General features: G+C 61.4%; 15 protein-coding genes. 4 read left to right on the top strand and 11 right to left on the bottom strand.

What is annotated here, in order from left to right:
• Positions 1 to 3 precede the first annotated feature (3 nt).
• A complete protein-coding gene (locus C0058_RS18495; protein ID WP_003218556.1) occupies positions 4 to 963 on the bottom strand; it encodes a MoxR family ATPase in 960 nt (319 codons plus the stop codon).
• Positions 964 to 1,273: 310 nt separating this feature from the next.
• Positions 1,274 to 1,630 (bottom strand): hypothetical protein, encoded by a 357-nt coding sequence (locus C0058_RS18490; RefSeq protein WP_003212949.1) that lies wholly within the window; start codon positions 1,628 to 1,630, stop codon positions 1,274 to 1,276.
• A 468-nt stretch (positions 1,631 to 2,098) separates the two neighbouring features.
• On the opposite strand from C0058_RS18490, the gene C0058_RS18485 reads away from it, so the two are divergent.
• A complete protein-coding gene (locus C0058_RS18485; RefSeq protein WP_003212956.1) occupies positions 2,099 to 6,958 on the top strand; it encodes an NAD-glutamate dehydrogenase in 4,860 nt (1,619 codons plus the stop codon).
• A 196-nt stretch (positions 6,959 to 7,154) separates the two neighbouring features.
• On the opposite strand, the gene C0058_RS18480 is transcribed toward C0058_RS18485, so the two are convergent.
• The 3 genes from C0058_RS18480 to C0058_RS18470 form a co-directional block, all read right to left on the bottom strand.
• Positions 7,155 to 7,841: a GntR family transcriptional regulator gene (locus C0058_RS18480; RefSeq protein WP_102369279.1), complete on the bottom strand. Its 687-nt coding sequence runs from the start codon at positions 7,839 to 7,841 to the stop codon at positions 7,155 to 7,157.
• Positions 7,842 to 7,858: 17 nt separating this feature from the next.
• Entirely contained in the window at positions 7,859 to 8,563 is a 705-nt protein-coding gene (locus C0058_RS18475) for a FadR/GntR family transcriptional regulator (RefSeq protein ID WP_102369278.1), read from the bottom strand.
• Between the two features lie 145 nt (positions 8,564 to 8,708).
• Positions 8,709 to 10,019: a C4-dicarboxylate transporter DctA gene (locus tag C0058_RS18470; protein WP_008433031.1), complete on the bottom strand. Its 1,311-nt coding sequence runs from the start codon at positions 10,017 to 10,019 to the stop codon at positions 8,709 to 8,711.
• A gap of 232 nt (positions 10,020 to 10,251) precedes the next feature.
• On the opposite strand from C0058_RS18470, the gene C0058_RS18465 reads away from it, so the two are divergent.
• Positions 10,252 to 10,881: a DNA-3-methyladenine glycosylase I gene (locus tag C0058_RS18465; protein ID WP_102369277.1), complete on the top strand. Its 630-nt coding sequence runs from the start codon at positions 10,252 to 10,254 to the stop codon at positions 10,879 to 10,881.
• 134 nt (positions 10,882 to 11,015) lie between these two features.
• Here C0058_RS18465 and C0058_RS18460 read toward each other — a convergent pair whose 3' ends face one another.
• From C0058_RS18460 to C0058_RS18435, 6 genes are all read right to left on the bottom strand, one after another.
• On the bottom strand, positions 11,016 to 11,417 hold the full coding sequence (locus C0058_RS18460) for a cupin domain-containing protein (RefSeq protein ID WP_003210770.1): 402 nt from the start codon (positions 11,415 to 11,417) through the stop codon (positions 11,016 to 11,018).
• An 83-nt stretch (positions 11,418 to 11,500) separates the two neighbouring features.
• Positions 11,501 to 12,934 carry a PLP-dependent aminotransferase family protein gene (locus C0058_RS18455; protein ID WP_102369276.1) on the bottom strand — a complete coding sequence of 478 codons (1,434 nt, stop codon included), beginning with the start codon at positions 12,932 to 12,934 and terminating at the stop codon, positions 11,501 to 11,503.
• A 59-nt stretch (positions 12,935 to 12,993) separates the two neighbouring features.
• Entirely contained in the window at positions 12,994 to 13,761 is a 768-nt protein-coding gene (locus tag C0058_RS18450; protein WP_003210776.1) for an SDR family oxidoreductase, read from the bottom strand.
• Positions 13,762 to 13,780: 19 nt separating this feature from the next.
• A complete protein-coding gene (locus tag C0058_RS18445) occupies positions 13,781 to 14,848 on the bottom strand; it encodes a phosphotransferase family protein (RefSeq protein WP_102369275.1) in 1,068 nt (355 codons plus the stop codon).
• Between the two features lie 130 nt (positions 14,849 to 14,978).
• Complete coding sequence (locus tag C0058_RS18440) at positions 14,979 to 16,835, bottom strand: pilus assembly protein TadG-related protein (RefSeq protein WP_087692886.1); 1,857 nt, start codon at positions 16,833 to 16,835, stop codon at positions 14,979 to 14,981.
• A 90-nt stretch (positions 16,836 to 16,925) separates the two neighbouring features.
• Positions 16,926 to 17,876, bottom strand: a complete 951-nt coding sequence (locus C0058_RS18435; RefSeq protein WP_102369274.1) for a 2-hydroxyacid dehydrogenase — start codon at positions 17,874 to 17,876, stop codon at positions 16,926 to 16,928.
• A gap of 29 nt (positions 17,877 to 17,905) precedes the next feature.
• On the opposite strand from C0058_RS18435, the gene C0058_RS32675 reads away from it, so the two are divergent.
• Both C0058_RS32675 and C0058_RS18430 read left to right on the top strand, forming a co-directional pair.
• A complete protein-coding gene (locus C0058_RS32675) occupies positions 17,906 to 18,391 on the top strand; it encodes a hypothetical protein (protein WP_158660301.1) in 486 nt (161 codons plus the stop codon).
• On the top strand, positions 18,388 to 18,714 hold the full coding sequence (locus C0058_RS18430; RefSeq protein ID WP_003210784.1) for a hypothetical protein: 327 nt from the start codon (positions 18,388 to 18,390) through the stop codon (positions 18,712 to 18,714). Before C0058_RS32675 ends, C0058_RS18430 begins: the two co-directional genes overlap by 4 nt.
• The last annotated feature ends 10 nt before the right edge of the window (positions 18,715 to 18,724 follow it).

The raw sequence follows: 18,724 nt of genomic DNA, 5'->3' as shown, positions 1-18,724 counted from the left end.
GCGTCAAGCGACGGCAACGACGTCGAGAATGCGTTGCACCACGCGGTCCTGGTCGATGCCGGCCGCTTCGGCCTCGAACGACAGAATGATGCGGTGGCGCAGCACGTCGAACAGCACCGCCTGGATGTCTTCCGGGCTGACGAAATCGCGGCCGGCCAGCCAGGCGTGGGCCCGGGCGCAGCGGTCCAGGGCAATCGAGCCACGAGGGCTGGCGCCATAGGCAATCCATTCGGCCATTTCCGGATCGAACTTGGCCGGGGTGCGAGTGGCCATGACCAGTTGCACCAGGTATTCCTCCACCGCATCGGCCATGTACAGGCCGAGGATTTCCTTGCGCGCGGCGAAGATCGCCTGCTGGCTGACGCGTCGCTCGGGCTTGGTTTCACCGTTGAGGGCTTCGCCACGGGCCTGCTGCAGGATGCGGCGCTCGACGGCGGCGTCCGGGAAGCCGATTTTCACGTGCATCAGGAAACGGTCGAGCTGGGCTTCAGGCAGCGGGTAGGTGCCTTCCTGCTCGATCGGGTTTTGCGTGGCCATCACCAGGAACAATGGCGACAACTCGTAAGTGCTGCGCCCCACGCTGACCTGGCGCTCGGCCATGGCTTCGAGCAATGCCGACTGCACCTTGGCCGGGGCACGGTTGATTTCGTCCGCCAGCACCAGGTTGTGGAAGATCGGGCCTTGCTGGAACACGAAACTGCCGGTTTCCGGGCGATAGATCTCGGTGCCGGTGATGTCGGCGGGCAGCAGGTCGGGGGTGAACTGGATGCGATGGAACTGTGCCTCGATCCCTTCGGCAAGCTCCTTGATGGCCTTGGTCTTGGCCAGCCCGGGAGCGCCTTCAACCAGCATGTGGCCATCGGCGAGCAGGGCAATGAGCAAGCGCTCGATGAGTTTTTCCTGGCCGAGAATCTGCGTTGAAAGAAAGGTTCGCAGCGCAAGCAGCGCTTCACGATGTTCCATCGATGACGGTTCCTGGAGAGGTGAGACTGGGCATTGCGAAAAATGCCAGGCCTGGGGGCGTTACTTTAATGCATCGGAGGGGGTGGAGACTAACGGCGCGGGGGGTATTTTTCGGGAAATGTGGGAAATGTCTGAGGTTTTTTCCGATAGGCGCCTGCCTTTGTGGCGAGGGAGCTTGCTCCCGCTGGGTTGCGCAGCAGCCCCAGCAAGGCTGCCGAGTTTTTCCAGGCAGAACGCAGTTGGCTGGATTGGGGCCGCTTCGCAGCCCAGCGGGAGCAAGCTCCCTCGCCACATTGTGCGGATTTGGCAACTAGGCCCGGATATAGGTCCCGGTGCCCTTGAGAATGTTCTGCAGGGTTTCCTCCACTTCGGCCAGATCCGACTCGGCGGTGCCGTGGGTGATTGCCAATTGATCGTGGCCGCCCAATGCATCGGCATCCGCCGCGCCAATCTCCACCAACAGTGTCGTGGCACTCAGGGTGATCTTCAGCCCGTCCAGGGTCGACGGCTCGTAATCCCAGGTGACTTCCACCTCGTCCTCGTCCGGATAACGGGTCACCATGAACATCTCGCCCTTGTCGCCGTGGCAGCAGAGCATGGCCATGTTGTCTTCTTCGTCATCGCACGGGTTGACGATCAGGTGGGCGGTGGTGAGTTGCAATGGCATGGTTAATCCTGTCTGGGGGAGGGCGAAGCAGGGCAATTGTGCCATTGCGGCGAATTTTGTGCTGCATCGTGTGTCAGACCTTGTGGCATGACCTGGCGGGCAATATCAGTCATTTCCGGTACTCGGCGCCCCGGGATTTCTCCGAAAACACCCGGTTGCCCAAGTCGCAACCCGCCGGCAGCGTGCCGATGACCGAATATGTCGCAGCGTCGCAAGCAGCTTGCTTCCTACACTCGTTAAGCTGCGCAACGGATGTGCCTCGCCAGGAGTCTGACCTGCCCGTCGTACCGTCACCTGGCAAGGTGCGCATCTTATGGAAGTTGAATGTGACCTCATTGTCTTGTCCAGCTTCACCCACCTGTCACTCTGAATTCGTTACTGTAGACCGCGAACAGAGCTGACGGTCTCCCCGCAAGGGGATAACACGCGACGCTTCCATCAATAACAAGCCCAAGCGGAGTACCACAGATGGCGTTCTTCACCGCAGCCAGCAAAGCCGACTTCCAGCACCAACTGCAAGCGGCACTGGCGCAGCACATCAGTGAACAGGCACTGCCACAAGTGGCGCTGTTCGCTGAACAATTCTTCGGCATCATTTCCCTGGATGAACTGACCCAGCGTCGCTTGTCCGACCTGGCCGGTTGCACCCTGTCTGCCTGGCGCCTGCTTGAGCGCTTTGATCACAACCAACCGCAAGTGCGGGTCTACAACCCCGATTACGAACGTCATGGCTGGCAATCGACCCACACCGCGGTCGAAGTGCTGCACCACGACCTGCCATTCCTGGTGGACTCGGTGCGTACCGAGCTGAACCGCCGTGGCTACAGCATCCACACCCTGCAAACCACCGTACTCAGCGTGCGTCGTGGCAAGAAGGGCGAACTGCTGGAAATCCTGCCCAAAGGCACCCAGGGCGAAGACGTTCAGCAAGAATCGCTGATGTACCTGGAAATCGACCGCTGCGCCAACGCCGCCGAGCTGAGTGTCCTGAGCAAGGAACTTGAGCAGGTACTGGGCGAAGTGCGCGTTGCCGTCGCCGATTTCGAACCGATGAAAGCCAAGGTCCAGGAACTGCTGGCCGGTATCGACGCCAGCCCATACGTGATCGACGGCGAAGAAAAAGCCGAGATCAAGAGCTTCCTGGAATGGCTGGTGGGCAACCACTTCACCTTCCTCGGCTATGAAGAGTTTGTGGTACGTGACGAGGCGGACGGCGGTCATATCGAATATGACGCCAACTCGTTCCTCGGTCTGACCAAACTGCTGCGCCCGGGCCTGACGGCCGACGAGCTGCGCATCGAAGACTACGCGGTGAACTATCTGCGTGAGCCGGCCGTGCTGTCGTTCGCCAAGGCTGCACACCCAAGCCGCGTGCACCGCCCGGCCTACCCGGACTACGTGTCGATCCGCCAGATCGACGCCGACGGCAAGGTCATCAAGGAATGCCGCTTCATGGGCCTCTACACCTCCTCGGTGTACGGCGAAAGCGTGCGGGTGATTCCTTACATCCGTCGCAAGGTGACGGAAATCGAGCGTCGCTCGGGCTTCCAGGCCAAGGCGCACTTGGGCAAGGAACTGGCCCAGGTGGTCGAGGTGCTGCCCCGTGATGACCTGTTCCAGACCCCGGTGGACGAGCTGTTCAGCACCGTGATGTCGATCGTGCAGATCCAGGAACGCAACAAGATCCGCGTGTTCCTGCGCAAAGACCCGTACGGCCGTTTCTGCTACTGCCTGGCCTACGTGCCGCGGGACATCTATTCCACCGAAGTGCGCCAGAAGATCCAGCAAGTGCTGATGGATCGCCTGAAAGCCTCGGACTGCGAGTTCTGGACGTTCTTCTCGGAGTCCGTACTGGCTCGCGTGCAGTTGATCCTGCGGGTAGACCCGAAGAACCGCCTGGACATCGACCCGCTGCAACTGGAAAAAGAAGTGGTGCAGGCCTGCCGCAGCTGGCAGGACGACTACTCCAGCCTGGTGGTGGAAAGCTTCGGCGAAGCCCACGGCACCAACGTGCTGGCGGATTTTCCGAAAGGTTTCCCGGCCGGCTACCGCGAGCGTTTCGCCGCGCATTCGGCCGTGGTCGACATGCAGCATTTGCTCAGCCTGACCGAAGCCAACCCGCTGGTGATGAGTTTCTACCAGCCGCTGGGCCAGGTTTCCGGCCAGCGCGAACTGCATTGCAAGCTGTATCACGCCGATACGCCGCTGGCGCTGTCCGATGTGCTGCCGATCCTGGAAAACCTCGGCCTGCGTGTCCTGGGTGAATTCCCGTACCGCCTGCGTCATGCCAATGGCCGCGAGTTCTGGATTCACGATTTCGCGTTCATCGCCGCCGAAGGCGTGAACCTCGATATCCAGCAATTGAACGACACCCTGCAGGACGCATTCGTGCATATCGTGCACGGCGATGCCGAAAACGATGCGTTCAACCGTCTGGTGCTGACGGCCGGCCTGCCATGGCGCGACGTGGCGCTGCTGCGTGCCTACGCCCGTTACCTGAAGCAGATTCGCCTGGGCTTCGACCTGGGTTACATCGCCAGTACCCTGAACAACCACACCGACATCGCCCGCGAGTTGACCCGGTTGTTCAAGACCCGTTTCTACCTGGCGCGCAAGCTCACCGCCGAAGACCTCGAAGACAAGCAGCAACGCCTGGAACAAGCGATCCTCACGGCCCTGGACGACGTTCAGGTGCTCAACGAAGACCGCATCCTGCGTCGCTACCTGGACCTGATCAAGGCCACCCTGCGGACCAACTTCTACCAGGCTGACGCCAACGGCCAGAACAAGTCGTACTTCAGCTTCAAGTTCAACCCGCACGCGATTCCTGAGCTGCCCAAGCCGGTGCCGAAGTTTGAAATCTTCGTCTACTCGCCTCGGGTTGAAGGCGTGCACCTGCGCTTTGGCAACGTCGCTCGCGGCGGCCTGCGTTGGTCCGACCGTGAAGAAGACTTCCGCACTGAAGTGCTGGGCCTGGTAAAAGCCCAGCAAGTGAAGAACTCGGTGATCGTGCCGGTGGGCGCCAAGGGCGGTTTCCTGCCGCGTCGCCTGCCGTTGGGCGGCAGCCGGGACGAGATCGCGGCCGAGGGCATCGCCTGCTACCGCATCTTCATTTCGGGCTTGCTGGACATTACCGACAACCTGAAAGACGGCGCCCTGGTGCCACCGTTGAACGTGGTGCGCCACGACAACGATGACCCGTACCTGGTAGTAGCAGCGGACAAGGGCACTGCGACCTTCTCCGACATCGCCAACGGCATCGCCATCGACTACGGCTTCTGGCTGGGTGATGCGTTCGCTTCCGGTGGTTCTGCCGGTTACGACCACAAGAAAATGGGCATCACCGCCAAGGGCGCGTGGGTGGGGGTGCAGCGTCACTTCCGTGAGCGCGGCATCAACGTCCAGCAAGACAGCATCACCGTGGTGGGCGTGGGCGACATGGCCGGCGACGTGTTCGGCAACGGCCTGTTGATGTCAGACAAGCTGCAACTGGTCGCGGCCTTCAACCACCTGCACATCTTCATCGATCCAAACCCGAACCCGGCCAACAGTTTCGCTGAACGTCAGCGCCTGTTCGACCTGCCGCGCTCGGCCTGGACCGACTACGACACCAGCATCATGTCCGAAGGCGGCGGTATCTTCTCGCGCAGCGCGAAGAGCATTGCCATCTCGCCACAGATGAAAGAACGCTTCGACATCCAGGCCGACAAGCTGACCCCGACCGAACTGCTGAATGCCTTGCTCAAGGCACCGGTGGACCTGTTGTGGAACGGCGGTATCGGTACTTACGTCAAGGCCAGCACCGAGAGCCACGCCGATGTGGGCGACAAGGCCAACGACGCCCTGCGCGTCAATGGCAACGAGCTGCGCTGCAAGGTGGTGGGCGAGGGTGGTAACCTCGGCATGACCCAGCTGGGTCGTGTGGAATTCGGCCTCAATGGCGGCGGTTCCAACACCGACTTCATCGACAACGCCGGTGGTGTGGATTGCTCCGACCACGAAGTGAACATCAAGATCCTGCTCAACGAAGTGGTGCAGGCCGGTGACATGACCGACAAGCAGCGCAACCAGTTGCTGGCGAGCATGACCGACGAAGTCGGCAGCCTGGTGTTGGGTAACAACTACAAGCAAACCCAGGCCCTGTCCCTGGCTGCCCGCAAAGCCTTCGAGCGCGTGGCCGAGTACAAGCGCCTGATGAGCGACCTGGAAGGCCGTGGCAAGCTGGACCGCGCCATCGAGTACCTGCCGACCGAGGAGCAGCTCAACGAGCGCGCCGCTGCGGGCAAGGGCCTGACCCGTCCGGAGCTGTCGGTACTGATCTCGTACAGCAAGATCGACCTCAAGGAAGCGTTGCTCAAATCCCTGGTGCCGGATGACGACTACCTGACCCGTGACATGGAGACCGCTTTCCCGCCGAGCCTGGTGGCGAAGTTCTCCGAAGCCATGCGTCGCCACCGTCTGAAGCGCGAGATCGTCAGCACCCAGATCGCCAACGACCTGGTCAACCACATGGGCATCACCTTCGTTCAGCGACTCAAAGAGTCCACCGGCATGAGCCCGGCGAACGTGGCGGGCGCCTACGTGATCGTGCGAGACATCTTCCACCTCCCGCACTGGTTCCGTCAGATCGAAGCCCTGGACCACCAGGTCTCGGCCGACGTGCAACTGGAGCTGATGGACGAGCTGATGCGCCTGGGCCGCCGTGCCACGCGCTGGTTCCTGCGCAGCCGTCGCAACGAACAGGATGCGGGGCGTGATGTTGCGCACTTCGGTCCACACCTTGCCGCGCTGGGCCTCAAGCTCGACGAACTGCTGGAAGGCCCGACCCGCGAAGGTTGGCAGAACCGTTACCAGGCTTACGTCGAAGCCGGTGTGCCGGAGTTGTTGGCGCGCATGGTTGCAGGCACTACCCACCTGTACACCCTGCTGCCAATCATCGAAGCCGCCGACGTGACAGGCCAAAGTGCGGCAGACGTCGCGAAGGCTTACTTCGCCGTCGGCAGCGCCCTGGACTTGCCGTGGTACCTGCAGCAGATCAGCAGCCTGCCCGTGGGCAACAACTGGCAGGCCCAGGCCCGCGAAGCCTTCCGCGATGACGTGGATTGGCAGCAACGGGCGATCACCATTTCCGTACTGCAAATGGCCGATGCGCCAGAAGACATGGAAGCCCGCGTGGCCCTGTGGCTTGAGCAGCACCAGGACATGGCTGATCGCTGGCGCACCATGATGGTGGAGATTCGTGCTGCAGTCGGCACGGACTACGCCATGTACGCGGTAGCCAACCGTGAGTTGCTGGACCTGGCGATGAGCGGTCAATCGGTGCTGTAACTGGCTTGATTGAGCGGTAAAACCAAAAGCCCGGTATCGAAAGATATCGGGCTTTTTTGCATTTGATTATCGGCGTGTTATCTCAACTTGTGGCGAGGGAGCTTGCTCCCGTTGGGCTGCGCAGCAGTCCCGTTTTTGGGGCCGCTGCGCGTCCCAGCGGGAGCAAGCTCCCTCGCCACAGGTTAAAACAGTGTGATCAATTGCTGCGTAGTAGCTTGGCTTCCAGATGATCCAGATGCCGGGTCATCAAGTTGACGGCTTTGCCGGCATCGCCATGCTCCACCGCATCCACAATCGCCCTATGTTCCTGCCATGCGCAATACGTGCAAGCCTTGGCCTCAAACTGCGCAATCGCCAATGAGGTCAGCGGCACCAGGCTGTTGAGAAACTGTGCCAGCGGCGCGTTGCCCGCAATTGCCGCCAATTGCAGGTGAAATTCCCCGGAAAGGCGAATCGCCGGGCCACGTTCGTCACGCTCGATGCAGTCGCGCTCCCGTGCGATCAACTCCCGCAGTTGGCGGATCTGCGCCGGTTTCGCCTGGGCACACGCCAACTGCACCACGGTGATTTCCGTCAGGCGCCTTGCCTCGAGAATCTGCTGGGTCTGTTGTGCATCCGGTGCCGCCACCTGGGCGCGGTGGTTGGGCCGCAGGATGATCACTTGCTGGTGCGACAGCCGCGCCAGCACCCGGCGAATCACGCTGCGGCTGACGCCAAAACTTTGCCCGAGGCTCTCCTCGGTAAAACGGCTGGCGGGGGCGATGCGTTGCTCGAGAATGGCGTCGAACAGTGCCGGGTAGATGTCGTCCACCGAGAGTTTCGGCTTGCCCACCAGGCGCAACGGCGTAAAGGGGAAAGGGGTGTGCAGGGCGTGAGCGGTCATGCGCGGTCTCCTGGAAGTCAGCTACCCAGATGGTCATCCGGGATGTTCAAGCGAATGCCCATGCGCAAGCCTTCCTGCAGGATATGCCGGCGCATTTCGGCGCTGGCCAGGGCGCTGTTCTTGTTGCGGATCGCCCGCACCACGGCGTCGTTTTCCTGCAAGCGTTCCGCCAGGTGTTCGGGGGAGTTGCGCAGTACCTGGGCGCTTTGCTTGAGGGCGTTGCTGGTTTGTTGCACCACGTTCTGGAAGATCGGGTTGGAGGTCAGGGCGAACAGTTCTTCGTGGAACGCGATGTAGGCGTTCATCCCGGCTTCGCTGTCGCCGGCGTCGAGGGCTTCGCGCATGTCCATCAGGGTCAGGCGCAGTTGCCCGACTTCCTTGCTGCTGATGGATTGCGCCACTAAACCTACGATAAAGGGCTCGAGGGTGTAGCGCAGTTGCAGGATGTCTTCGAGGCTGGCGTCGGCCACGCCGCTGTCCTGGGCCTGGGATTCGTTGAGGGTGGTTTCCAGCACCACCACGCCCTTGCCGGGCATGGAGCGCACCAGGCCGAGGGTTTCCAGCACGATCACCGCTTCGCGCAGGCTCGGGCGGCTGATGCCCATTTGCTCGGCCAGTTCACGCTGGCCGGGCAGCATCTCGCCGCGCCGCCACTGACCCCTCGCCAGGGCGGCGCGCAGTTTTTCTACCACTGAATTGACGACGGTTGACGAGGTGATCACGTGTGGCTCCCTTTAAATTGAACTGTCTGCTTGGTGTGGCGAGAGAGCTTGCTCCCGCTGGACTGCGCAGCAGGCCCATTTTTTGGGGCCGCTTCGCGCCCCAGCGGGAGCAAGCTCCCTCGCCACAGGGGGTGAGTCTGTCTCATCAGAACTCTTGGTGGGCGGGCAGCACCGGTTTCTTGGCCTGGAAGGCATACCCTTGTTGACCGTCCAGCACCTTGTTGGCGCGCTGGATATCGATGTCTTTTTCCCAGCGGGCGATGGCCACGGTGGCGACGCAGTTGCCGATCAGGTTGGTCAGCGCCCGGCCAATGCCCATGAACCAGTCCACCGCCAGCACCAGCACCAGGCCCACCACCGGAATCGCCGGGATTGCGGTGAGTGTCGCCGCCAGAATCACCAGTGCCGAACCCGGAATCCCGTGGGCGCCCTTGGAGGTGATCAGCGACACCAGCAGGATGGTCAGCAGGTCGGTCATCGACAGCGGTGTGCCGGTGGCATTGGCGATAAACACGATGGCCAGGGTCAGGTAGATCGAGAAACCGTCGAGGTTGAACGAGTACCCGGTCGGAATCACCAGGCCCACGGTGGAGCTGCCAATGCCAAGGTGTTCCAGTTTACGCATGATCTGTGGCAACACGGCATCGGAGGACGCGGTGCCCATCACGATCAACAGTTCTTCCCGCAGGTACTTGAGCAGCGGCATCATCCGCAGGCCCGACAGGCGCATCACCAGCCCCAGAATCACCGCGACGAACAGGAAGCACGTAAGGTAGAACAGGCCCACCAGGCTGCCCAGGTGTTGCAGGGAATCCAGGCCGTAGGTGCTGGTGGTGAAGGCGATGGCGCCGAACACGCCGATGGGCGCCAGGCGCACGATCATGCCCATGATGCGGAAGATCACGTGGCTCAGCTCGTTGATCAACCGAGAGATGCCGGAAGCGGCTTCGCCCACCAGGTTCAGTGCGCTGCCGAACAACACCGAGAACAACAGCACTTGCAGCACGTTGTTGTCCGCGAAAGCGCCGATCACCGAGTTGGGGATCAGGTCCATCAGGAACTGGCTGGTACCCTTGATGTGTTGGCCACGGTCTGCCAGTTCATTCAGGCCGGCAGACGACAGTTGCTCCAGGTGGATATTGGCGCCGGTGCCGATCCCGGTGCTGAAGGCCATGATCAGGCCGATCACCAGGGCCACGGTGGTCAGTGCTTCGAAGTAGATCACCGACTTGAGGCCGATGCGCCCGACTTTCTTCAAGTCGCCGGCACCGGAAATACCGCTGACCACCACGCAGAAGACGATCAGGCCAATCAGCATTTTGATCAGCTTGATGAAGCCGTCACCCAGGGGTTTGAGTTGCGAGGAGAATTCAGGGAGGGCGAGGCCGCAGATTATGCCGATCACCAGGCCAATCACGACTTGCAGGAAAATCGAACGCGAGCACCATCTGAGCATGGGAAGGATCTCTATTCGGTGCCCTGGTGGGTCCAGGGCTTAATTGTTGTGGTCTGACCGGTATGTCCAGTGCGGGGCCAGTCTACGCTCGGTTTTTTTCAAGTCGCAAGTAAATATTACGCGGATGGCAGGTCCCGGTCTGACCAGTTGGTCCGCAAGGTTCGTACTTGAGCGGTTGGCGGCCCGGAATTTTTTTCGCTTATCATCCCGGGCTTGGTTCACAGGGTGAGTTATGGATATTCCAGGATTGATCACGGACGCGGCGGGCGTCACCAGCTGTACGTGGCGCACGGCGGCGCCGGAGTACCCGGATTACCACGACCACGAATGGGGCGTGCCGGTGGCCGATGACATTGCGCTGTACGAGAAGATTTGCCTGGAAGGTTTTCAGGCGGGCATGGCGTGGATCACCGTCCTGCGCAAGCGCGAGGCGTTTCGGCGGGCGTTCGAGGGCTTTGATTTTCGCCGGGTGGCGCAGTACACCGAGCAGGACATCGAGCGATTGATGGCCGACCCGGGTATCGTGCGCAATCGCGCCAAGATCGTGTCCACCATCAACAACGCCCGGCGCGCCTGTGAGCTGGTGGATGAGACCGGTTCGCTGGCGGCGTGGCTGTGGTCGTTTGAACCGGCCGCCGATGAGCGCCCGGCGGTGGTGGACATGGCGTACTGGACGGCCAACCCCACGTCAGTCGCGTCAACACGTTTGTCCAAGGCCCTGAAGAAACGTGGCTGGAGCTATGTGGGCCCGACCACGATGTATGCGTTCATGCAGGCGATGGGCATGGTCAACGACCACCTTGAAGGCTGTATCTGCCGGCCTCGAATCGAACATCTGCGCCACCACTTCAAACGACCCTGAGCCACTGACTGTGCGCGGTTAAAACTGTGGGAGCTGGCTTGCCGGCGATGGCGGTGGATCAGCAAACACAACTGTGTCTGATGCACCGCCATCGCCGGCAAGCCAGCTCCCACAGGAGGGTGCGGTGGCGCGGGTTAGTGGGGCAGCGGCGTGAGCACGTCGGCCTTGTCATCCATCACCATCACTACCAGCAGTTTCGCCGGTTGGGTCTGGCTGGCATTGCTGGATTCAAAGTGCCGCGAGCCGGCAGGTTCATAGAACGACTGGCCGACCTTGTAGGTGATCGCCTTTTCATCGTTGACCCGCGAGGTGATTGCACCTTCCAGCACATAGGCCACGGCCGTGCCGGTGTGGCTATGGGGCACGGTGGCCTGGCCCGGGGCGTAGTCCACGGTGAGCATCACGGTTTTCTTGCCGGGGACGTTGGCCAGGGCGTGTTCCTGCAACACGTTGATCTTTTCCTGGTTGTACACCGGGTCGTGGGCAAAGGCGCTTAACGAGGCCAGCAGCAGGGTGGTGCCGAGCAGTACTTTCATGGTGAGGCTCCGAGTGAGTCGAGACCCGTTCACCCTAGGCCCCGATCCGGATTTGACCAATAGCCAATCCGGCGGAAATTCCCTCAGCCAATCTGTCGCAGGATATCCCGCACCACGTCCAGCGCCGGGTCAATGTCCAGGGTTTCGATCGCGCCAAACCCGATCTTCAGTCCCTCGCGTACCGGTGTGTCGTGGAAAAACACGCTCAGCGGATAGAGCCCCACGTCAGCCTCCCGTGCCAATTGGGTGAGCTGCGGAATATTCACCGGCACCTTGCACAGTGCGGCCAGATGGAACCCGGCCACGGTGGGCACCACGTCGAACCACGGCGAGAGGTCCCCCGCCAGGCGCTGCAGAATCCGTTCCCGGCGCCCGGCATATACCCCATGGCAGCGCCGAATGTGCTTGAGCAGGTAGCCTTCGCTGATGAACTTGGCCAGGGCCCATTGCGGCAGGGTGGAGCTGTGCTGGTCGGTGAGTTGCTTGGCCTTGAGCACCGCGCCGAAAATCGCCGGCGGCAACACCGTGTAGCCCAGGCGCAACTCCGGCAGCAGGGTTTTCGAGAAGGTCCCGACGTAGGCGACCACGCCGCGGGTGTCCATGCTTTGCAGGGAGTCGGTGGGGCGGCCCTCGTAGCGGAATTCGCTGTCGTAGTCATCCTCGATCACGATGGCGCCCAACGCCAGCGCACGTGCCAGCAACGCCTCACGGCGCGGCACGCTCATGGGCATGCCCAGGGGGAACTGATGGGACGGTGTCACGTAGATCAGCCGCGCGCCGTCGGGAATCAAGTCGACCCGCAGGCCGTGTTCGTCCACCGGCACGCCCACCACGGTCGCCCCCATGGCGTCGAACATCAGTCGCACCGGGGTGTAGCCGGGGTCTTCCATGGCGACGACGGTGCCCGGTTCCAGCACCACGCGGGCGATCAGGTCAAGCGCCTGCTGGGCGCCGTTGGTGACTACGATGTCGTCTTCGCTGCACCTGACCCCACGGGAAAATGCGATATGCCCGGCGATTGCACTGCGCAGGGCCGGCAAGCCTTCCGGCCGGCTGTAGAAGCCGCTGTCCTGTGAGATACGGCGCAAGGCATCGAGGGTGCAGCGCCGCCATTCATCCTGAGGGAACTGGCTGCGGGCGGTGGCACCGCCGATAAAGTCCCGGCTCGGGCGGGTTTCACGGTTGGGGTGACCCATGGGCGCGGGAAGGGCCTGCCACTTGGCCAGGTTGGCGGCGCAGGCAAGGTCGGCGGCACTTTGCAGGTGTTCGCGGCGCGTGGCCCAGGCGTTGACGAACGTGCCACGGCCGATCCTGCCGACCAACAACCCTTCGTAGGTCAGCGCCGCGTAGGTGTCTGAGACTGTCTTGCGCGACACGCCCAGTTGCAGGGCCAGCAAGCGGCTGGGAGGCAATTGCGCCCCGGCCACCAGTTGTCCCGACTCAATGGCCGCGCGCAATTGCTGGTAAAGCTGTTCGGCCAGGTCCTTGCGGCCCTTGATAACGACGTGCAGTTCCATGTTTCATCCAGAGGCAAGCAATCACCCGCAAGATTACCGCAAGTCACCCGCCAGCCGAATCAGGACAGGAAACCACCGTCTACATTCAGCGATACACCGGTAGTGTAGCTCGACGCGTCGCTGGCCAGGTACAGCACCGCGCCGGCCATCTCGCTCGGGTCGGCCACGCGCTTGAGGGGGATCTGCGCCAGGGCCATTTTCAGGATCGAGTCGTTCTTCACCAGTGCCGAGGCGAACTTGGTGTCGGTCAGGCCCGGCAGCAGTGCGTTGCAACGAATGCCGAACGGCGCGCATTCCTTGGCGAAGACTTTGGTCATGTTGATCACCGCGGCCTTGGTCACCGAGTAGATGCCCTGGAATACGCCCGGCGAAATCCCGTTGATCGAGGCCACGTTGATGATGCTGCCGCCACCGTTCTCGCGCATCAGCTTGCCGGCTTCCACCGACATGAAGAAGTAGCCGCGGATGTTCACGTCGACGGTCTTCTGGAATGCGCCCAGGTCGGTGTCCAGCACGTTGCAGAACTGCGGGTTGGTGGCGGCGTTGTTGACCAGGATGTCCAGGCGGCCGAACTGTTCGCGGATCGCGGCGAACACGTTGGTGATCTGTTCCATTTCGCCGATATGGCAGGCAATTGCCGTGGCCTTGCCGCCGTCGGCGATGATCGCGTCGGCCACGTGCTGGCAGCCGTCGATCTTGCGGCTCGACACGATCACGTGGGCGCCTTGCTGGGCCAGCAACTTGGCGATGGCCTCACCGATACCGCGGCTGGCGCCGGAAACGAAAGCGATCTTGCCGTCGAGGTCGAACAGTTGGGTCTTGGACATGGTTTTTCCTTGAAGAGGGTCAGAGGGAAGACTGTTTGATGACATTCAGGCTCATCTGCTCAAGCAGCTTGTTCATGTGAATGAACTGTGCAAAGCGATTGTCCTGGGTCTGGCCATGGAAGAAGCGGTAGTAGATCTGCTGCACGATGCCGGCCAGGCGGAACAGGCCGTAGGTGTAGTAGAAGTCGAAATTGTCGATCTGGATCCCGGAGCGTTCGGCGTAGTAGTCGACGAACTGGCGGCGGGTAAGCATTCCGGGGGCGTTGCTCGGCTGGCGGCGCATCAGTTGCACCGGGGCCGGGTCGGCCGCTTCGATCCAGTAGGCGAGGGTGTTGCCCAGGTCCATCAGCGGGTCGCCGAGGGTGGTCAGTTCCCAGTCCAGCACGCCGATGATCTGCATCGGGTTATGCGGGTCGAGGATCACGTTGTCGAAGCGGTAGTCGTTGTGGACGATGCTCGAGGTGGGGTGGTCGGTCGGCATCTTGTCGTTGAGCCAGGCACGTACCGCTTCCCAGCTGGGGGCGTCGGGGGTCAGGGCTTTTTCGTAGCGGTCGCTCCAGCCGCGAATCTGCCGCTCCACGTAACCTTCGGGCTTGCCCAGGTCGGCCAGGCCGCAGGCGCTGTAGTCGACCTGGTGCAGCTCGACGAACTTGTCGATAAAGCTTTTGCACAAGGCTTCGGTTTTCGCCGCGTCCAGGCCCAGTTCCGGCGGCAGGTCCGAGCGCAGGATGATCCCGTTGACCCGCTCCATCACGTAGAACTCGGCGCCGATCACCGACTCGTCGGTGCAGTGCACGTAGGCCTTGGGGCAATACGGGAAACCGTCCTTGAGCTGGTTGAGAATCCGGTATTCGCGGCCCATGTCGTGGGCGGACTTGGCCTTGTGGCCAAAGGGCGGGCGGCGCAGCACGAATTCCTGGCCGGGGTATTCCAGCAGGTACGTCAGGTTGGAGGCACCCCCGGGGAACTGGCTGATTTTGACGCTGCCGCTCAAGCCCGGGATATGGGCCTTGAGGTAGGGATCGATGAGGCTGGCATCAAGTTCTTCGCCGGGGCGAATCTGGGTCGATTGGTCATTAAGCGCCATGCTTATCCCTTCTGCTTATTCTTAAGGCCTTGGACTATTGGCTAATCTAATGCGCGCGGCCGCCAAGCCACAAGGTTGGGGCGGCTTAATAGGTTAGCGTGTTGGCCGATGATCAGCGGGCTTGATGTGCTCAGATCACCAGAACTGCGCGCCCGCCGGGGTTGCAGGACAGGTTGGCACCGATTTCGACTTTTGCCAGGTCGATGCCCAGGCCGGCGAGCAGGTTATTGACCAGCGGGTCGAGGAGCGGGCTGAGCAGTCCGGAGATGATGCCGCTGAGCAGATTCAGTACGCCGGTGATCAGGCCGACCACCAGGTTCAGCACCAGCCCAATCAGTCCGCCCTGTGTCGGTGGATGGTTGATCAACTGGATGCCATTGAGGGTGTTGCTCAAGCTGCCCACCACGTTGTTGGAACTGAAACTGAAGTAATCCGGGGGGCTTTTCAACTCGGGCGGCGACAGGTAAGTGTGGTTCCGGACGGTCTTGGCCACGCTGCTGTCGATCTTCAGGCTGATGCCACCCACGCCATACGGTTGCCGGGGATCGCAGACACCGTTGCTACAGGTCTTCACCCCAAGGTCGAGTAATGGGAATTCGTCAACGTTCAGTGGTGCTGTGGAGGAAAACAGGTTTTTTGGGTCGATCTGGCCCACCATCAGCCTAACCGCCGAGGTGGTACCGAGCACCGACAAGGCTTTGTCCGCAGGCCCGTTGCAGCGATATCCGGTGACCGTGCTGCTGCCGCTGGCGGCTTCCAGTGCTACATCGATTTGCTGGCCGATTTTGGGGTCAAAGGAGCTGCCTAACAAGAGGCCCACCAGCGCCGTTACCCCGCCCAGTAAATCGTTCACCGCGCCGATTGCCGGCAGTTTCACCGAGATCAACGTCCTGACTTGCGCGGTCCTGACGTAGATCGGCTGGGTGGCGATCAGCTTGGGGTTACCTATGGCGGAAACCTGCGCCGGTTCAATGACCTTGGTCTTGACCGTGATATTCAGCAGTCCCAGCACATCCACCGGCAACTCCACCGCGACCGCGTTGTACTTGTTCGACAGTTGCACAAACCCCTGGATCAGGTTGAACAGTTGCAGGTTGACGTCCAGGGCGCTCTTGTCGGTGCCGTTCTGGATGGTCAGCAGGTCGCCCAGGTGCAGGATCTTGGTGCCGGGCGCAATCAGCTTGATCGCTTCCAGGTTATTGATCACCACCTTGACCGCATCGCCCCCCAGCTTGAGTACATCTATCGCGGCCTGGATCAGATCGCCGACGCTGGCGTCGGTCTTGAGCAACTCGTCGTAGTTGCCGGCGCTGACCTTCAATTGAATCGCCAGCGCGTCCAGGTAACTGAGCAGGTTGATATCGGTATTGATCAGGCCCTTCCAGCCCACCGCGTCGAGTTGCAATTTGCCCCCCAGCAGTCCGCCGATCAACGCATTGAGTGCGGCGGACTTGGTGCTGTCCACGGTCAGCAAGGTGCTGCGGATGGTCAGTACGGCCACCGGTGGCGCGGGCACGGCGGCCACGGCCACTGCCTGCAACCGGATGGTCGGCTCGAAAGGGCCGGTGGAGAGCAGCATGAACAGGCGGTTGGCGATACTGGTGACGACGCGGTGGGTGGCGATGACCTGGATCGCATCGGACCTTGAGGGATTGGGGCTGAAGGCGCGCATGAAGTCAGCCCCGGTGACCAGGGTGCCACAGGTGGTCGCCAGGGTACGGTCTGCGTTGAGCGGGAAATCATTGCGGGCTGCGCTTTGGATCGCGAATTGCGCGGCGTTGGTATTCGGCGTCACGCAGGCGCCGCCGCGGGTGACCACTTCCAGCGCCGCGGTGTCGGCAACCCGTTGCAGCTTGCGCTTTTCCAGGTACAGCCGGCCGCTGTCGACCACCAGCAACAGGAACAACAGTGCGATCCCCAGGGTCATCGCACCCATCAGTCCTATTGCGCCGCGTTGGCGGGCCGAGCCGGGTCCTTGGCAAACCATCCTGCGTTCCTTCGCCGGTCCAGTACCGGCATCCTGAGTATCCCCTCAGGCAGTGTAGTCAGGTTTTGGAGGATTTATGGCTATTGGCCATTATTTTCGCGGAGGCAGTGCCACGGGCGTCAGCACAGGGCGGCCGGCAAAGTATTCCAGCAGGTTGTCCGCCACGCGCTGCACGGTGTCATGGGCGGCTTCCGGCGACAGGCCGGCGACGTGGGGCGTGAGCACGGTATTGCTGAGGCGCTTGAGCGCGTCGGGCACGTTGGGTTCATCGTCGAACACGTCCAGTGCCGCGCCGCCGATGCGCCGTTGCTCCAGGGCGGTAATCAGGTCGGCGGTGACTACCACGCTGCCACGGCCGATGTTCACCAGGAAACCGTTGGGCCCCAGTGCGTCGAGGGCCTGGCGGTCGATCAAATGTCGCGTGCTGGCGCCGCCCGGGGTGGCCAGGATCAGGAAGTCCGAGGCCCGCGCCAGTTCCACGGCGGTGGCGCAGTAGGTGTAGTCCACATCTTCGCGGGGCTGGCGGTTGTGATAACTCACCTCCATGCCAAAACCCAGGGCGGCCCGCTTGGCGATTTCCAGGCCCACGGCGCCCAGGCCGAGAATGCCCAACTGTTTGCCGGCCAGGGAAGGGCGCATTATCTTGGGCCATTCGCTGCGCCGTACTGCTGCGTCCGCCCGGGGAATGTCCCGCACCAGGCACAGCAACAACGCCATGGCGTGGTCGGCCACCGACGGCGCATTCACCCCCGCGCCATTGGTGACCACGATTCCACGGTTGCTGGCGGCTTGCAGGTCCACGTGTTCATACCCGGCGCCGATCACGCAGATGATCTCAAGCAGCGGCAGCGCGGCGATTTCCTCGGCGTACAGGCCCAGCGGGCCACGGGTCAGCACCGCCTGGACCTGCCCGCCGTGGGTCTTGATGGCCTTGGTGCGTTCGGCCGGGGTGGGCGCAAGAATCACGTGAAAGCCATTGCCTTCGATGATCGGCAGGTAGTCGTTGATGGTTTCAACCAGGACCAGAACGGTGACGGGCATCGGAAGGTTCTTCCTGAAGGATTAGAGGCTTGGATTATGCGGGATTTGTAGTCCCGATCGTTTCTTTACCGCAGAAAAATTTCATTTCTCACCAGCCTAATCTGATTTTCCAGACCGCTCGTCCCAGGCCTTTTTACTGCAGCAGACTTCGACGACTTTCCTTAGCAGAGACGTCATGGATGCATGTTCCTGCCACCCCCGAAATCGTCGAGTGGACCCCTTATGGCTACAAGCACAGCCCATCAAAAAACCTAGCTTGGGAAGATATTGTCAGCAGCACCCGATACGGCCCGGCCAAATACAAGCCCGGTATAAATATTGAAAAGCTTGAGCGAGAAGCCTATAAAAATGGAGTGCCAAGCACTCATGCAAAACCCTGGAAACTCAGGGAGTATCCGCAAGTCATAGGTGCCAGTGATGGCAAGCCCAGTTACTGGGTTCGAATTGAGTCAAGCGCGGGCGTCATACATGGTCATCCGATTTCCGCGCAGGAATTCAGGAGGTTAACAAGTTGATCTCACTAGGCTTTATTGACGGAAACGTCACCCATGATGATCTCTCCATCTTGCAGGATGGTGCGATGGAGAGTCAGGTTCACCTGTTGAAAGAGGACATGCTTCAGGTTGAATACGCCGGTGGGCTTATATTGGATGTCGGCTGGTACCCCTCCTTCGATACCCATGGTGGGTTCCGCATCAATGTAATAAGAAATTACGACTGGGACCGCCCAGTGATTGCGTTAACGGCGCACGCAGCCGGTGATCTGGTGGAGCAACTGGCTGTTGCGCAGAGCGCGATCAATGGCGAACTGCGCAACGTATTGAGAACCTCGGCTTAGGTAAAGCTCC

Origin of the sequence: Pseudomonas sp. NC02 (genome assembly GCF_002874965.1) — a bacterium.
GTDB lineage: Bacteria > Pseudomonadota > Gammaproteobacteria > Pseudomonadales > Pseudomonadaceae > Aquipseudomonas.
Note: the sequence above shows the minus strand (reverse complement) of the source record. Positions and strands in the feature narration are given on the sequence as shown.

What these genes read in the sequence shown, in the direction of transcription:
- C0058_RS18435 (WP_102369274.1), bottom strand. Translation starts at nt 17,876, where the DNA reads ATGCCCGTCACCGTTCTGGTCCTGGTTGAAACCATCAACGACTACCTG.
- C0058_RS18485 (WP_003212956.1), top strand. Translation starts at nt 2,099, where the DNA reads ATGGCGTTCTTCACCGCAGCCAGCAAAGCCGACTTCCAGCACCAACTG.
- C0058_RS18470 (WP_008433031.1), bottom strand. Translation starts at nt 10,019, where the DNA reads ATGCTCAGATGGTGCTCGCGTTCGATTTTCCTGCAAGTCGTGATTGGC.
- C0058_RS18445 (WP_102369275.1), bottom strand. Translation starts at nt 14,848, where the DNA reads ATGGCGCTTAATGACCAATCGACCCAGATTCGCCCCGGCGAAGAACTT.
- C0058_RS18450 (WP_003210776.1), bottom strand. Translation starts at nt 13,761, where the DNA reads ATGTCCAAGACCCAACTGTTCGACCTCGACGGCAAGATCGCTTTCGTT.
- C0058_RS18465 (WP_102369277.1), top strand. Translation starts at nt 10,252, where the DNA reads ATGGATATTCCAGGATTGATCACGGACGCGGCGGGCGTCACCAGCTGT.
- C0058_RS18490 (WP_003212949.1), bottom strand. Translation starts at nt 1,630, where the DNA reads ATGCCATTGCAACTCACCACCGCCCACCTGATCGTCAACCCGTGCGAT.
- C0058_RS18455 (WP_102369276.1), bottom strand. Translation starts at nt 12,934, where the DNA reads ATGGAACTGCACGTCGTTATCAAGGGCCGCAAGGACCTGGCCGAACAG.
- C0058_RS18495 (WP_003218556.1), bottom strand. Translation starts at nt 963, where the DNA reads ATGGAACATCGTGAAGCGCTGCTTGCGCTGCGAACCTTTCTTTCAACG.
- C0058_RS18480 (WP_102369279.1), bottom strand. Translation starts at nt 7,841, where the DNA reads ATGACCGCTCACGCCCTGCACACCCCTTTCCCCTTTACGCCGTTGCGC.
- C0058_RS18460 (WP_003210770.1), bottom strand. Translation starts at nt 11,417, where the DNA reads ATGAAAGTACTGCTCGGCACCACCCTGCTGCTGGCCTCGTTAAGCGCC.
- C0058_RS18440 (WP_087692886.1), bottom strand. Translation starts at nt 16,835, where the DNA reads ATGGTTTGCCAAGGACCCGGCTCGGCCCGCCAACGCGGCGCAATAGGA.